The organism is Rathayibacter sp. AY1A3 (assembly GCF_002930975.1).
Taxonomy (GTDB): Bacteria; Actinomycetota; Actinomycetes; order Actinomycetales; family Microbacteriaceae; genus Rathayibacter.
In genome coordinates, this window is sequence record NZ_PSTO01000032.1 from 1 (window position 1) to 13,877 (window position 13,877).

Sequence of the window (13,877 nt, forward strand, 5' to 3'; positions counted from 1 at the left end):
CCGTCGCCTCGCCCTCGAGGTTCGGGTCGGTCGCGATGATGACCTCCTGCACCTCGCCGTCCGCCCCACCCGAGAGGAGGCGACCGCATGTACGAAGGCATCGTCCAGGAGCTGATCGACGAGCTCGGCCGGCTCCCCGGCATCGGCCCGAAGTCCGCCCAGCGCATCGCGTTCCACATCCTGCAGACCGAGACGTTCGACGTCACCCGGCTCGCCGAGATCCTGCTCGAGCTGCGCGGCCGTGTGCACTTCTGCGACATCTGCGGGAACGTGGCGGAGGAGGCGACCTGCGGGATCTGCCGCGATCCGCGCCGCAGCCGCGCCGTCATCTGCGTCGTGGAGGAGGCGAAGGACGTCCCGGCGATCGAGCGCACCCGCGAGTTCCGCGGGCTCTACCACGTGCTCGGCGGCGCGATCAGCCCGATCGACGGCATCGGCCCGGATCAGCTCCGCATCCGCCAGCTACTGCAGCGGCTCGCGGACGGCGAGGTGCAGGAGGTCATCATCGCGACCGACCCGAACCTCGAGGGCGAGGCGACGGCGACCTACCTCTCGCGCATGCTCAGCACCCTCGGCATCCGCATCACCCGCCTGGCCTCCGGGCTGCCCGTCGGCGGAGACCTCGAGTACGCCGACGAGATCACCCTCGGCCGCGCCTTCGAGGGCCGCCGGCTCGTCGAGAACTGACGCGGCCGCCGGAGTCGCATGACCGCTCCGGCATGCGGTCGACCGGTAGACTCGCCCGTCGGGTCGCGACGGCGGTCCAGCCACCGACACGGGAGCAGCACGTGAGCCTGATCGTCCAGAAGTTCGGCGGGTCCTCCGTCGCCGACGCGGAGAGCATCAAGCGGGTCGCGAAGCGGATCGTCGCCACCAAGCAGGCGGGCAACGACGTGGTCGTCGCCGTCTCGGCCATGGGCGACACCACCGACGACCTGCTCGAGCTCGCCCACCAGGTCACGCCCATCCCCGCCCCCCGCGAGCTCGACATGCTGCTCTCCTCGGGCGAGCGCATCTCGATGGCGCTGCTGGCGATGGCGATCAAGAGCATGGGCTTCGAGGCCCGCTCCTTCACCGGCAGCCAGGCCGGCATGATCACGGACGCGCAGCACGGCGCCGCCCGCATCGTCGACATCACCCCGGTCCGTCTCCGCGAGGCGCTCGACGAGAACGCCGTCGTCATCGTCGCGGGCTTCCAGGGCTTCAACCGCGACACGAAGGACATCACCACCCTCGGCCGCGGCGGCTCCGACACCACCGCCGTCGCGCTCGCCGCGGGACTCGGCGCCGACACCTGCGAGATCTACACCGACGTCGACGGCGTCTTCACCGCCGACCCGCGGGTCGTCAAGAAGGCCCGCAAGCTCGACCGCATCACCAGCGAGGAGATGCTCGAGCTGGCCGCCGCGGGAGCGAAGGTGCTGCACATCCGCGCCGTCGAGTTCGCCCGCCGCCACGGAGTCACGCTCCACGTGCGCTCCTCCTTCAGCCCCAACGAGGGCACCATCGTCTACAACGCCGAGACCGCCGGCGCCGAGCAGAACGGACAAGCCGTGGAAGAGCCCATCATCGCCGGAGTCGCCGCCGACCTGAACGAGGCGAAGATCACCGTCGTCGGAGTCCCCGACATCCCGGGCAAGGCCGCGCAGATCTTCACGATCGTGGCCAAGACCGGCTCCAACATCGACATGATCGTGCAGAACGTGTCGGCTGCGGCGACCGCCCGCACCGACATCTCGTTCACTCTGCCCAAGGCCGACGGCCAGACGGTCCTCATGGCTCTCAACGCCGAGAAGGACGAGGTCGGCTTCGAGTCCCTGCAGTACGACGACCAGATCGCCAAGCTCGCGCTCGTGGGCGCCGGGATGCGCACCAACGCCGGCGTCTCCGCGAAGCTGTTCCGCTCCCTCTACGAGGCCGGGATCAACATCGAGATGATCTCCACGAGCGAGATCCGCATCTCGGTCGTCACCCGCGCCGACACCGTGAACGAGGCCCTGCGCGTCGTGCACACGGCCTTCGGGCTCGACGCCGAGGACGAGGCCGTCGTCTACGCCGGCACCGGCCGCTGACGGCCGGACACCCTCGCGATCCGGCCGTTCCTCCCGAGCGGCCGGACCGACCGGTACCCTCTCCCTCGATCCCCCCGCCACGAGCGGCCCGCGCGCCGCACGGACGAAAGAGCACAGCATGAGCAGCACCCCCCTCCACGTGGGCGTCGTCGGCGCGACCGGCCAGGTCGGGAAGGTGATGCGCCGCCTCCTCGAGGAGCGCGACTTCCCGATCGCGTCCATCCGCTTCTTCGCCACCGCCCGCTCGGCGGGCACGACGCTGCCGTTCCGCGGCGAGGACGTCGTGGTCGAGGACGTGGAGACCGCCGATCCGTCGGGGCTCGACATCGCCCTGTTCTCGGCCGGAGCCACGGGCTCGCGCGCGCAGGCGCCCCGCTTCGCCGCGGCCGGCGTCACCGTGATCGACAACTCCAGCGCCTGGCGGATGGACCCCGAGGTCCCGCTGGTCGTCAGCGAGGTGAACCCCCACGCCATCGACCAGGCGGTCAAGGGCATCATCGCCAACCCCAACTGCACCACGATGGCCGCGATGCCGATCCTCAAGGTCCTCGACCGCGAGGCGGGGCTCACGCGCCTGATCGTCAGCACCTACCAGGCCGTGTCCGGCAGCGGACTGGCCGGAGCGAACGAGCTGGCCGGCCAGGTCCGCGCCGCCGTCGTCGACGAGCACCTGCTCGACCTGGTGCACGACGGCTCGGCGGTCGACTTCCCCGCGCCGGACAAGTACGTCGCCCCGATCGCCTTCGACGTCATCCCCTTCGCGGGGAGCCTGGTCGAGGACGGCTCGAACGAGACCGACGAGGAGAAGAAGCTCCGCAACGAGAGCCGCCGCATCCTCGAGCTCCCGGAGCTGCTGGTCTCGGGCACCTGCGTGCGCGTCCCCGTGTTCACCGGCCACTCGCTCTCCGTCAACGCAGAATTCGCCTCCGCCCTCAGCCCCGAGCGTGCTCGCGAGCTGCTGGCCGACGCGCCCGGCGTCGTGCTGCGCGAGGTGCCGACTCCGCTGGAGGCCGCGGGCAAGGACCCGAGCTTCGTCGGCCGCATCCGCGCCGACGAGGGCGCTCCGGAGGGACGCGGCCTCGCGCTCTTCATCAGCAACGACAACCTCCGCAAGGGCGCGGCCCTGAACGCCGTGCAGATCGCCGAGCTCATCGCGGCGAAGCAGCCCGTCTCCTGACCTCCGTGGACGGGGCCGGCGCCGAGCGCTCCGGCCCCTTCCGGGTGGAAAAGCCGCGAATTTGATGGGGGAGCGGGGCCCCTCCCCGCCGCGGCGTGCTCGGGCGAGCGTAAACTCGACTCTCGTGAACTCCTCGGAACCGGTCGACGTCGCCCTCATCGGTGGGGGCATCATGAGCGCCACGCTCGGCGCCCTCATCACCCAGCTGCAGCCCGACTGGACGATCGCCGCCTACGAGCGCCTCGGCGACGTGGCGCAGGAGTCGTCGAACCCGTGGAACAACGCGGGCACCGGTCACGCGGCCCTCTGCGAGCTGAACTACATGCCCGAGGCGGCCGACGGCTCCGTCGACCCGGCCAAGGCGATCCAGATCAACGAGCAGTTCCAGATCTCGCGCCAGTTCTGGTCGAGCCTGGTGGAGTCCGGCGACATCCGCGAGCCCTCCAGCTTCATCAACCCGGCGCCGCACATGACCTTCGTGCACGGCGAGGCCAACGTCGAGTACCTCCGGAAGCGCTACGAGGCCCTCAAGGACCAGCCGCTGTTCGCCGGCATCGAGTTCACCGAGAGCGTCAAGACCATCCACGAGTGGGCGCCCCTGCTGATGGAGCAGCGTCCCGCCGGCGGCGGCCCCTACGCGGCGACGCGCATGCCGGCCGGCACCGACGTCGACTTCGGCTCGCTGACCCACCAGCTGTTCGACCACGTCGTCGCCCACGGCGGCACGCTCGACACCGGCCGCGAGGTCACCGACATCACCCGGCAGAAGGACGGCACCTGGCGCCTCGACCTCAAGCAGGTCGTCGGAGGCACGCCCCAGTCGGTGACCGCCCGCTTCGTCTTCGTCGGCGCCGGCGGCGGTGCGCTGCACCTCCTGCAGAAGTCGGGCATCCCCGAGATCAAGGGCTTCGGAGGCTTCCCGATCTCGGGCCAGTTCCTCCGCACCGACAACCCCGAGCTGGTCGCCCGGCACAAGGCGAAGGTCTACGGCAAGGCCGCGGTCGGCGCGCCCCCGATGTCGGTGCCGCACCTCGATGCGCGCGTCGTCGACGGCGAGTCGTCCCTCCTCTTCGGCCCCTACGCGGGCTTCACGCCCAAGTTCCTGAAGCGGGGCTCGTGGCTCGACCTGCCCCTGTCGATCCGGCCGCACAACATCGGCCCGATGCTCGCGGTCGCCCGCGACAACCTCGACCTGATGAAGTACCTGATCGGCGAGGTGCTCGCCGGCCGTGGCAAGAAGATGAAGGCCCTGCGCGAGTTCCTGCCCACCGCCCGCGACGAGGACTGGTACCTGATCACGGCCGGCCAGCGCGTCCAGGTGATGAAGAAGGACGAGAAGAAGGGCGGCGTGCTGCAGTTCGGCACCGAGGTCATCACCGGAGGGGACGGCACGATCGCCGGCCTGCTCGGCGCCTCGCCCGGAGCCTCGACCGCCGTGCCGATCATGCTCGACATCGTGCAGAAGTGCTTCCCCGACCGGATGAAGGCCTGGGAGCCGCGGATCCGCGCGCTGGTGCCGAGCTACGGCTCGACGCTGAACGACGCGCCCGAGAAGGCCGAGCAGACGGTCACCGCGACCGCCGAGACGCTGGAGCTGTCCGCCTCGGTCTGATCGGCTGCGATCCGTTCGAACGTATGTTCTAATGGCTCCATGAGGTGGAGCGGGCAGTCGATCGGCACGGCCGACGAGGCCGCGCTGCCCGGGCTCGTCAAGCTCACCGACCTGGTGCGGACGGTGCGCACGCCGGAGTTCGAGGGCATCACCTTCTACGAGGTGCTCGCGAAGTCGGCGCTCAACCGCGTGCACACCTCCTCGAAGATGCCGTTCGGCTGGAGCATCAACCCGATGCGCGGCTGCACCCACGCCTGCACCTACTGCTTCGCCCGGCCCACGCACGAGTACCTCGAGTTCGACGGCGGCCGCGACTTCGACTCGCAGATCGTCGTGAAGGTGAACGTCGCCGAGGTCCTCACCCGGGAGCTCGCGAAGCCGAGCTGGGAGCGGCACCCCGTGGCACTCGGCACCAACACCGATCCGTACCAGCGCGCCGAGGGCCGCTACCGGCTGATGCCGGGCATCATCGCCGCGCTCGCCGCCTCGGGCACCCCGATCTCGATCCTCACGAAGGGCTCGCTGCTGCGGAGAGACCTGCCGCTGCTCCGCGAGGCCGCCGAGCACGTCCCGGTCGACCTCGGAGTGTCGATCGCCGTCTACGACGAGGGCCTCCAGCGCTCCGTCGAGCCGGGTGCGCCGACCGCGGCGGCGAGGCTGGCGACGGTCACCGCGGCACGGGAGGCCGGCTTCGACTGCTCGGTGTTCCTGATGCCGATCCTGCCGTTCCTCACCGACACACGGGCGCACCTCGACGAGTCGCTCCGGGCCTGCCGCGAGGCGGGCGCCAGCACGATCATGTACTCGACCCTCTACCTCAAGCCAGGGGTGAAGGAGTGGTTCCTGCAGTGGCTCGGGCAGGAGCACCCCGAGCTGGTCGACAAGTACCGAGCGCTCTACCCGGGCCGCGACGCCTACGCGCCTCTCGAGTACCGGCGCTGGCTCTCCGCGCGCATCCGCCCGCTGATGCGCGCGCACGGGCTCGAGCGCGGCGAAGAGGACCCGGCCACCGGCTCCGTCAAGTCCTCCGCCCTCAATTCGCTCGGGACGCTGCGGACCCTCGGCGGCGAGCGGCGCTCCCTCCAGCACGACGGGCTGCTGGTCGGGGAGCTCGGGCCGGAGCGCGCCGCGATCCTGCCCGGCGTCGGGCAGCCGACGCTGTTCTGAGCCGGGGGCGGGCCCGGCCGCGGCTAGGATCGTCCGCATGGTCACCCGCTCCGGTGAGCCCTCGGGCTCCTCCGCCCGGAGCGCCCGCGACGCGGCACCCCGTGCGGTCCGGCTCGGCCTGCTCGACCCGCGCGAGGACCTGCTCGCGGCGACGAGCGCGTGGATCCGCACCCACGCCCCGGACTTCGAGGTCGTCGTGGCCGCCTCCACCTGGCACGACCTGGTGACGAGCGATGTCTTCCCCACCCAGGTGGTCGTGATGGACGTCGAGCTGCGCGAGCCGATCTCGATCGAGGCGCGGATCCGGACCTGCCGGGCGGCCGGAGCCGCGGTCGTGGCGCTCTCCGCGAGCGAGGACGACGAGGTCCGCGAGCGCGCCCTGAAGGCCGGAGCGGTGCGGCACCTGGCGAAGTCGCGCCCGCTCGCCGAGGTGATGGAGCAGACCCGCGCCGCTCTCGAGATGCGATCTGCCGACGTCTCGTCCGCGCAGTGGCGGCCCCTGCCGTCCGGAGTCGCGGCGCAGCAGCGCCCACGGCTCAGCGCCGGCGAGCTGGAGGCGCTGCGCCTCTACGCGTCCGGATCGAGCACCCCCGAGGTCGCCGCCAAGATGAACGTGCAGTTCGAGACCGCGAAGACCTACCTGCAGCGCGTGCGCCGCAAGTACGTCGCCGTCGGCAGGCCCGCGAGCCGCCGGGCCGATCTGATCCGCCGCGCCGGCGAGGACGGGTTCCTCCCGTGACCGGCCCCTGCTCACCCCGGAGGCCCCGCCTCCGGACCCGCCCCGAGGAGACCTGATGGCCAAGCTGTACTTCCGCTACGGAGCGATGAACAGCGGGAAGAGCACGTCGCTCCTGCAGGCCGCGCACAACTACGAGGAGCGCGGGCACCGGGTGCTGCTGGCCAAGCCGGCCGTCGACACGAAGGGCGAGGAGCTGATCGTGTCGCGGCTCGGCGTGACCCGTCCGGTGGACATCCTGTTCGAGCCCGACGGGGACCCGGTGGCCGTCTTCACCGCGGCCCGGGCCCGCGTCCTGGCCGAGTCGAAGCGCGACGTGAGCGCTCTGCTCGTCGACGAGGCGCAGTTCCTGCCGGAGTCGCACGTCGACGATCTGCTCCGGATCGCCATCCTCGAGAACGTGCCCGTCCTGGCGTACGGCATCCGCACGGACTTCCGCACCGCCGCGTTCCCGGGCAGCAGGCGGCTCCTGGAGATCGCCCACAGCCTCGAGGAGCTGAAGACGATCTGCCGGTGCGGGCGCAAAGCGATCTTCAACGGGCGCGTCGTGGACGGCCGCTTCGTCTTCGACGGCGATCAGGTCGCGATCGACGGAACGGCGGTCACCTACGAGTCGCTGTGCGGCGCGTGCTACCTCCAGGAGAGCCGCGGCCGGCTCCGCGGCTGACCGGTCGAGCGTTCCTCACCGGTGCGACACCCCTCCGAAACGAGGAAGTGGGTAGCCTGACGACGTGACAACACCGGAAACGGAATTACGCCTTTCGAAGCAGCAGGAAAGGTCGGGGGAAACGATGACGGCGCAAGGGGCACCGCTGAGGCGTCGGCCGTCGTGGGAGCAGGACTACCGGCGACGGCTGCTCATCACGGACGTCGTCGCGATCGTCGTCTCCGTCTTCGGCACGCAGCTCTTCTGGTTCGACCTGAACCTGAACTCGGACCTGGGGTTCAAGAACCCCGCCGACATCGCGGTCAGCTACACCTGGGTGTCCGTCGCCCTGTCGGTCGGCTGGCTCCTCGCCCTCCAGGTCTTCGACACGCGCGACCGCCGGATCGTCGGCACCGGCTACGTCGAGTACCGCCGCGTCGTCGACGCCTCCATCTGGCTCTTCGGCATCGTCGCGATCATCGCCTACCTGCTCCAGATCCTGCTCGCGCGCGGCTACATCATCACGGCGTTCCCCGCCGGGATCGTGCTGATCTGCGTCGGCCGCCTGGTCTGGCGCTCCTGGCTCACCCGGCAGCGCCGGGCGGGCCGCTTCTCGAGCCAGGTCGTGCTCCTCGGCTCCCGCGCGAGCGTCCTGCACACCGCGCGCGAGCTGCGTCGCGGCACCGAGGCCGGCTACAAGCTCGTCGGCGCCGTCTCGACCTCGGTCGGCGGTGCGGACGCGCTGCGGAGCGAGCAGGAGCTCTCGGGCCTCGCGGTCCACGGGTTCACCGGGATCGACGGCGTCCGCGCCGTGATGGACGCCACCGGCGCCGACACGGTGGTCGTCACGAGCTCCGACGAGCTGGCACCGCAGCGGATCCGCGAGCTGAGCTGGACGCTCGAGCCCGGGCGCGAGCACCTCGTCGTGGCGCCGAGCCTCACCGACATCGGCGGTCCGCGCATCCACACCCGCCCCGTCGCGGGCCTTCCGCTGATCCACGTCGAGACCCCGCGCTTCGACGGCCGCCAGCGGTTCGCCAAGCGGCTCTTCGACATCCTCGCGTCGACCATGCTGATCATCCTCAGCGCGCCGGTGCTCGTCGTCGTCGCCGTGCTGGTCAAGGTCACCAGCCCCGGGCCCGTGCTCTTCCGGCAGGAGCGCATCGGCCTGAACGGCGCGACCTTCGAGATGCTGAAGTTCCGCTCTATGGTCGTCGACGCGGAGGCGCGACTGGCGGCTCTCGCGTCGCAGCAGCGTGCGGAGGGGAACTCGATCCTCTTCAAGATGGCGAAGGACCCGCGCGTCACCCGGGTGGGCGCGATCCTCCGGCGCTTCAGCCTCGACGAGCTGCCCCAGTTCCTGAACGTCTTCCGCGGCGACATGTCCCTGATCGGCCCCCGCCCGCCGCTGGCCCGCGAGGTCGAGCAGTACGAGGAGCACGTGCACCGCCGCTTCCTGATGAAGCCGGGCATCACCGGGCTCTGGCAGGTCAGCGGACGCTCGAACCTCTCGTGGGAGGACACCGTCCGCCTCGACCTGTACTACGTCGAGAACTGGTCGATGACCGGCGACATCGTCATCCTCTTCAAGACCGCGCGCGCCGTCCTCGCCCGCGACGGGGCGTACTGATCGCCGGGGGGAGGGGCGCCGAGCCCCGCACCCTGTCCGTCTCGGTCCTCGAGACCCCGTTCCGCGTGGTCTTCGGACGCGGCGTCGGCGACGAGGACGCGGCGCGGATCGCCGACAGCTGGGCCGCCTGCGCGTCCGAGCCCGACGCGGGAGCACGCGACGTCCTCGCCGAGGTGGGGCAGGATCCCTCCGTCCCGGTCGACGGCTCGCCCCGGGTCTCGAGCGCCACGCTCGCGCAGCTCGAGGAGTCCCTGACCTCGACCCTGACCCTCGAGGCGATCGGCGCCCGGCGCGCCGACCTGCTGATGCTCCACGCCTGCGGGATCTCCGACGAGTCCGGCCGCGTGCTGGCCTTCGTCGCCGCCTCCGGGACCGGCAAGACCACCATCGCCCGGACGCTCGGGTCCCGCTTCGGCTACGTCACCGACGAGACGGTCGGCGTGAACCCGGAGGGGCGCGTCCTGCCCTATCCCAAGCCGCTGTCGGTGAAGCCGCTGACCGGATCGGCGCCGAAGGCGCAGCTGGCCCCCGGGTCGCTCGCCCTCCGACCGGTCCCGGAGGCGCCCCTGCGTCTGGCCGGAGTCCTCCTGCTCGAGCGCCGCGACGGCGTCGGGACGCCCTTCCTCGAGCACGTCGACCCGGTCGACGCCATCGAGGACCTGGTGCCGCAGACCTCCTACCTCTCGGCCCGCCCGCGGCCGATCGCCGATCTCGTCCGCACCCTCTCGGCGCTGGGCGGCGTCCGGCGACTGGTCTACTCCGAGGCCGCGAGCGTGGTGCACCTGGTCGAGGAGGTCTTCGCGTCCCTCGGCGCCGAGGCCCCGTCCGCCTGGTCCGAGGTGGTCTCCGTGCAGCTCGACCCTGTGGGCGAGGCCCTGCCCGGCACCGTCCTGCGCACCCCTGCGGACGACGCGGTGGAGCTCGCCGACGGCCAGCTGCTCGTGTTCTGCGGCGGCACCCTCGTGCGCCTGTCCGGCATCGGCCCGACGATCTGGCGCCACGCCGGCCGGGGCTCCGATCTGCCCGGTCTCGTCGCCGCGGTGCTCGAGGAGGCGGGCCCGCCGCCCGCCGGCGTCGATGCGGAGGCGGTCGTCGAGTCGGCGGTCGTCGAGCTCGAGGGCCTCGGAGTGATCACGAGAGGGACTCCGCCGCAGCCCACCCCCGACGGGTGGCACGGTTGACGCGCCTGGCGCCGAGGGCGCGGAAGCGCTGTGTCAGAATTCGGAAGAACCCGTCTCCGGCGCCCGCCGCGTGATCCGTACCAGCGAAGGAAATCTGACTCTGTGGAACTTCGAGACGTCCTCCGGCTGCTGCGCGACCACTGGATCCCGATCGTCGCGGCGATCCTCCTCGGCACTCTCGTCGCCTTCGGCTGGTCGCTGACGCAGAAGCCGCGGTACGTCGCCGACTCGCAGGGCCTCGTCTCCGTCGCCACCACCGGTGCCGACGACGGCCAGGCGATCTACACGCAGCAGATCGCGCAGTCCGTCGCCAAGTCGAGCCTCGCCACCTACGTCCCGATCGCCACCTCGCGCGACGTGGCGCAGATCGCGATCGACAGCCTCGGCCTCGACGTCTCGCCCGCCACGCTGATCTCGGCGATCGCGGTGCAGGCCGACACGGTCGCCCCGGTGATGAAGGTCAGCGCCACCGCCTCCACCCCCGAGGGCGCGCAGAAGCTCGCCGATGCCTGGGTCGCGGCCATCGCCACCAAGGTGCAGCAGGTCAACCAGGAGACGGGCGTCGGCGACACGGTCTCCCTCACCGTCCTGCAGACCGCGGCGCTCCCGTCCTCGCCGGCGTTCCCGAACCTGCGCCTCGTCCTCGCGGTCGGCGCGCTCGCGGGCCTCGTCCTCGGTCTCGTCTACGCGTTCGTCCGCAACACGCTGGACCGGCGCATCCGCACCGCCGAGATGGTCGAGCGCCTGTTCGACCTCCCCGTGGTCGGCACCCTCCCCGTCGACAAGCGCCTCAGCGAGACCAACCGCATCGTCCCCGAGGCCGACACGACCGACTACATCAAGGCCGACGGCAAGCACGCACTCGCCGAGGCGCTGCGCGAGCTCCGCACGAACCTGCAGTTCATGAACATCGACAGCCCGCCGCGCATCATCGTCGTGACGAGCCCGCTGCCCTCGGACGGCAAGTCGACGGTGACCGCGAACCTCGCGGTGACGCTCGCCGCCTCCGGCCAGCGCACCGTCGTCGTCGACGGCGACCTCCGCAAGCCGACGGTCGCCAAGTCGTTCGGCCTCGTGCCCGGCGTCGGCCTGACCGACCTGCTGATCGGCAAGGCGGAGCTGCAGGACGTCCTGCAGCCGTGGGGCCCGTCCGGCAACCTCTGGGTGCTCGGGGCCGGAACGATCCCGCCGAACCCGTCCGAGCTGCTCGGCTCCAACGGCATGGACATCCTCCTGCACGAGATCGCTCGCGAGGCCATCGTGATCGTCGATGCGCCGCCGCTCCTGCCCGTCACGGACGGCGCCATCCTCACCGCCCGCACCGACGGCGCGCTCGTGGTCATCTCCGCGGGCAGGACGACGACCGACGAGCTGGGCAAGGCGATCCAGAACCTCGAGCGGGTCAGCGGCCACACCCTCGGCGTGATCCTCAACCGCGTGCCCGCGCGCGGCCAGGTCGGCCGGGGCTACGGCTACTACTACACGAGCTACTACGGCTCAGAGCGATCGGGTGCCCGCCCGGACACGGCCGTCGAGCCCGAGCCCGCGTCGACCTCGGCCTGAGCGCCCCGCGATGATCTTCCCGGGAGACGACTCCGCCCGCCCCGCCCGCCGGAGCTGGCGACCGGACGAACCGGTCGCCGCCTCCGCCGCCCCCGTCTTCACCGTGCTCTCGGTCTGCACCGGCAACATCTGCCGGTCGCCGATGGCGGAGCAGCTGCTGCGCGCCGCACTCGCCGACGCGACATCACCCGCGGGAGGTCCGCTCTTCGCGTTCACGAGCGCCGGAGTGAGGACGCGCGACGGACTGCCGATGGACCCGGTCTCGGCCCGCTTCTCGGCTCAGCACGGGGGAGACCCGGCCGCGCACACGAGCGCGGTGCTCGGCGACGCGATCGTCGGCGACGCCGACCTCCTGCTCACGATGACGCGCGACCACCTGGTCGACGCCTCCCGGCGCTTCCCGTCGCTCCTCCTCCGCGGCTTCACGCTGCTCGAGTTCGCCCGCGTGCTGCCGTTCGTGCTGCGGGAGGTGCCGCTGCCGACGGTCGAGGACCCCGCCGCGCGGCTCCGCGCCGTCGTGCGGCTCGCCGCCGCCCACCGCGGGCGCGCCCCGCGGGGCGAGGGCGGCGACGACATCGAGGACCCGATCGGCCGCAGCGAGGCCGTGCACGAGCGCGTGGCGGCGCAGATCGCGGCGGCTGTCGCCGACGTCTCCCGTGATCTGAGAGCATTGGCGCGGCGGTAGTCGCGCGTCCGCGGGCGCGCTGACGCCTCGCCGCATCGCATCGCTCCTCCTCACCGTCGCGACCGCGACACGAACCCGCCACGATTCGGAGAACCCCTGTGAAGCTTTCTGTCATCGGCTGCGGCTACCTCGGTGCCGTCCACGCTGCCGCCATGGCCGAGCTCGGCCACGACGTCATCGGCATCGACGTCGACCAGAAGAAGATCGACGCCCTGGCCGCCGGCACCGCGCCGTTCTTCGAGCCCGGCCTCCCGGAGCTGCTGTCCTCCGGCGTCGCCTCCGGGCGCCTGCGCTTCTCGACCGACATGGCCGACGCCGCCGGTGCGGCCGTGCACTTCGTCGCCGTCGGCACCCCGCAGAAGCCGGGCGAGAACGCCGCGGACATGACCTACGTCGACTCGGCGATCGACGGTCTCCTGCCCTACCTCGAGGCGGACTCCCTCGTCGTCGGCAAGTCGACCGTCCCCGTCGGCACCGCCGCCCGCCTGGCCGACCGCATCGCCTCCTCCGGTGCGACCCTCGCCTGGAACCCCGAGTTCCTCCGCGAGGGCTTCGCCGTCAAGGACACGATCAGCCCCGACCGCCTCGTCTACGGCGTGCCCGCGGGCGAGGCCGGAGCAGCGGCGAAGGCGACCCTCGACGAGGTCTACGCGACGGCGCTCGCGGCCGAGACCCCGCTCGTGGTCACCGACTACGCCACCGCCGAGCTGGTGAAGGTCTCGGCCAACGCCTTCCTCGCGACCAAGATCTCGTTCATCAACGCGATCGCCGAGATCGCGGAGGTGACCGGCGCGGACGTCACGCAACTCGCCGACGCCATCGGCTACGACGTGCGGATCGGCCGCCGCTTCCTGAACGCGGGCATCGGCTTCGGAGGCGGCTGCCTCCCGAAGGACATCCGCGCCTTCTCGGCCCGCGCCGACGAGCTCGGCGTCGGCGAGTCCGTCGCCTTCCTCAAAGAGGTCGACGCGATCAACCTGCGTCGCCGCCAGCGCGTCGTCGACCTCGTCACCGAGGGCCTCGGCGGCTCCGTCGCGGGCCGCCGCATCGCGGTGCTCGGTCTGGCGTTCAAGCCGGAGTCGGACGACATCCGCGACTCGCCGTCGCTCGACGTCGCCGCGCGCCTGCACGACCTCGGTGCGACCGTGGTCGCGACCGACCCCGAGGCGATCGAGAACTCGCGCCGCCGCTACCCCGAGATCACCTACACGACCGACGTCGACGAGGCGCTGGCCGGTGCCGACGCCGTGGTCGTCGTGACGGAGTGGAAGCAGTTCCGCGCCCTCGACCCCGCGGCCACGGCGGCGAAGGTGGCCAACACCTTCCTCGTCGACGGTCGCAACTGCCTCGACCCCGCCGCCTGGCGTGCGGCCGGCTGGGAGTACCGCGGCCTCGGCCGCTGACGCGG

At 71.6% G+C, this 13,877-nt stretch carries 12 protein-coding genes and 1 pseudogene; 12 read left to right on the forward strand and 1 reads right to left on the reverse strand.

Features of this window, described 5'->3' with window-relative positions; all coding sequences use genetic code 11:
• A pseudogene (locus tag C5C10_RS18245) lies at positions 1–64 on the reverse strand (recombination protein RecR); the annotation flags it as partial.
• A 23-nt stretch (positions 65–87) separates the two neighbouring features.
• Between C5C10_RS18245 and recR the strand changes: the two are divergent.
• The 12 genes from recR to C5C10_RS13620 all read left to right on the forward strand — a co-directional run bounded on the left by recR (position 88) and on the right by C5C10_RS13620 (position 13,872).
• On the forward strand, positions 88–687 hold the full coding sequence (recR, locus tag C5C10_RS13565) for a recombination mediator RecR (protein WP_104222157.1): 600 nt from the start codon (positions 88–90) through the stop codon (positions 685–687).
• A gap of 101 nt (positions 688–788) precedes the next feature.
• A complete protein-coding gene (locus C5C10_RS13570; protein WP_104222160.1) occupies positions 789–2,072 on the forward strand; it encodes an aspartate kinase in 1,284 nt (427 codons plus the stop codon).
• A 118-nt stretch (positions 2,073–2,190) separates the two neighbouring features.
• Positions 2,191–3,249 (forward strand): aspartate-semialdehyde dehydrogenase, encoded by a 1,059-nt coding sequence (locus tag C5C10_RS13575; protein WP_104329493.1) that lies wholly within the window; start codon positions 2,191–2,193, stop codon positions 3,247–3,249.
• Between the two features lie 64 nt (positions 3,250–3,313).
• On the forward strand, positions 3,314–4,861 hold the full coding sequence (locus C5C10_RS13580) for a malate:quinone oxidoreductase (RefSeq protein WP_104233746.1): 1,548 nt from the start codon (positions 3,314–3,316) through the stop codon (positions 4,859–4,861).
• Positions 4,862–4,900: 39 nt separating this feature from the next.
• Positions 4,901–6,028, forward strand: a complete 1,128-nt coding sequence (locus tag C5C10_RS13585; RefSeq protein WP_104222165.1) for an Rv2578c family radical SAM protein — start codon at positions 4,901–4,903, stop codon at positions 6,026–6,028.
• A 37-nt stretch (positions 6,029–6,065) separates the two neighbouring features.
• Positions 6,066–6,767, forward strand: a complete 702-nt coding sequence (locus C5C10_RS13590) for a LuxR C-terminal-related transcriptional regulator (RefSeq protein ID WP_104237728.1) — start codon at positions 6,066–6,068, stop codon at positions 6,765–6,767.
• 55 nt (positions 6,768–6,822) lie between these two features.
• Complete coding sequence (locus C5C10_RS13595; protein ID WP_104227256.1) at positions 6,823–7,431, forward strand: thymidine kinase; 609 nt, start codon at positions 6,823–6,825, stop codon at positions 7,429–7,431.
• 124 nt (positions 7,432–7,555) lie between these two features.
• Entirely contained in the window at positions 7,556–9,040 is a 1,485-nt protein-coding gene (locus tag C5C10_RS13600) for a sugar transferase (RefSeq protein WP_104283901.1), read from the forward strand.
• 65 nt (positions 9,041–9,105) lie between these two features.
• Positions 9,106–10,221 (forward strand): hypothetical protein, encoded by a 1,116-nt coding sequence (locus tag C5C10_RS13605; RefSeq protein ID WP_104329494.1) that lies wholly within the window; start codon positions 9,106–9,108, stop codon positions 10,219–10,221.
• Positions 10,222–10,323: 102 nt separating this feature from the next.
• Positions 10,324–11,784 (forward strand): polysaccharide biosynthesis tyrosine autokinase, encoded by a 1,461-nt coding sequence (locus C5C10_RS13610; protein WP_181073467.1) that lies wholly within the window; start codon positions 10,324–10,326, stop codon positions 11,782–11,784.
• Between the two features lie 10 nt (positions 11,785–11,794).
• On the forward strand, positions 11,795–12,469 hold the full coding sequence (locus C5C10_RS13615) for a low molecular weight phosphatase family protein (protein ID WP_104227254.1): 675 nt from the start codon (positions 11,795–11,797) through the stop codon (positions 12,467–12,469).
• A 98-nt stretch (positions 12,470–12,567) separates the two neighbouring features.
• Positions 12,568–13,872 (forward strand): UDP-glucose/GDP-mannose dehydrogenase family protein, encoded by a 1,305-nt coding sequence (locus C5C10_RS13620; protein ID WP_104268851.1) that lies wholly within the window; start codon positions 12,568–12,570, stop codon positions 13,870–13,872.
• Positions 13,873–13,877: the final 5 nt, after the last annotated feature.

Excerpts from the sequence above, each read along its gene's own strand:
- recR (WP_104222157.1), top strand. The coding sequence starts at position 88 with ATGTACGAAGGCATCGTCCAGGAGCTGATCGACGAGCTCGGCCGGCTC.
- C5C10_RS13575 (WP_104329493.1), top strand. The coding sequence starts at position 2,191 with ATGAGCAGCACCCCCCTCCACGTGGGCGTCGTCGGCGCGACCGGCCAG.
- C5C10_RS13580 (WP_104233746.1), top strand. The coding sequence starts at position 3,314 with ATGGGGGAGCGGGGCCCCTCCCCGCCGCGGCGTGCTCGGGCGAGCGTA.
- C5C10_RS13585 (WP_104222165.1), top strand. The coding sequence starts at position 4,901 with ATGAGGTGGAGCGGGCAGTCGATCGGCACGGCCGACGAGGCCGCGCTG.
- C5C10_RS13590 (WP_104237728.1), top strand. The coding sequence starts at position 6,066 with ATGGTCACCCGCTCCGGTGAGCCCTCGGGCTCCTCCGCCCGGAGCGCC.
- C5C10_RS13595 (WP_104227256.1), top strand. The coding sequence starts at position 6,823 with ATGGCCAAGCTGTACTTCCGCTACGGAGCGATGAACAGCGGGAAGAGC.
- C5C10_RS13600 (WP_104283901.1), top strand. The coding sequence starts at position 7,556 with ATGACGGCGCAAGGGGCACCGCTGAGGCGTCGGCCGTCGTGGGAGCAG.
- C5C10_RS13615 (WP_104227254.1), top strand. The coding sequence starts at position 11,795 with ATGATCTTCCCGGGAGACGACTCCGCCCGCCCCGCCCGCCGGAGCTGG.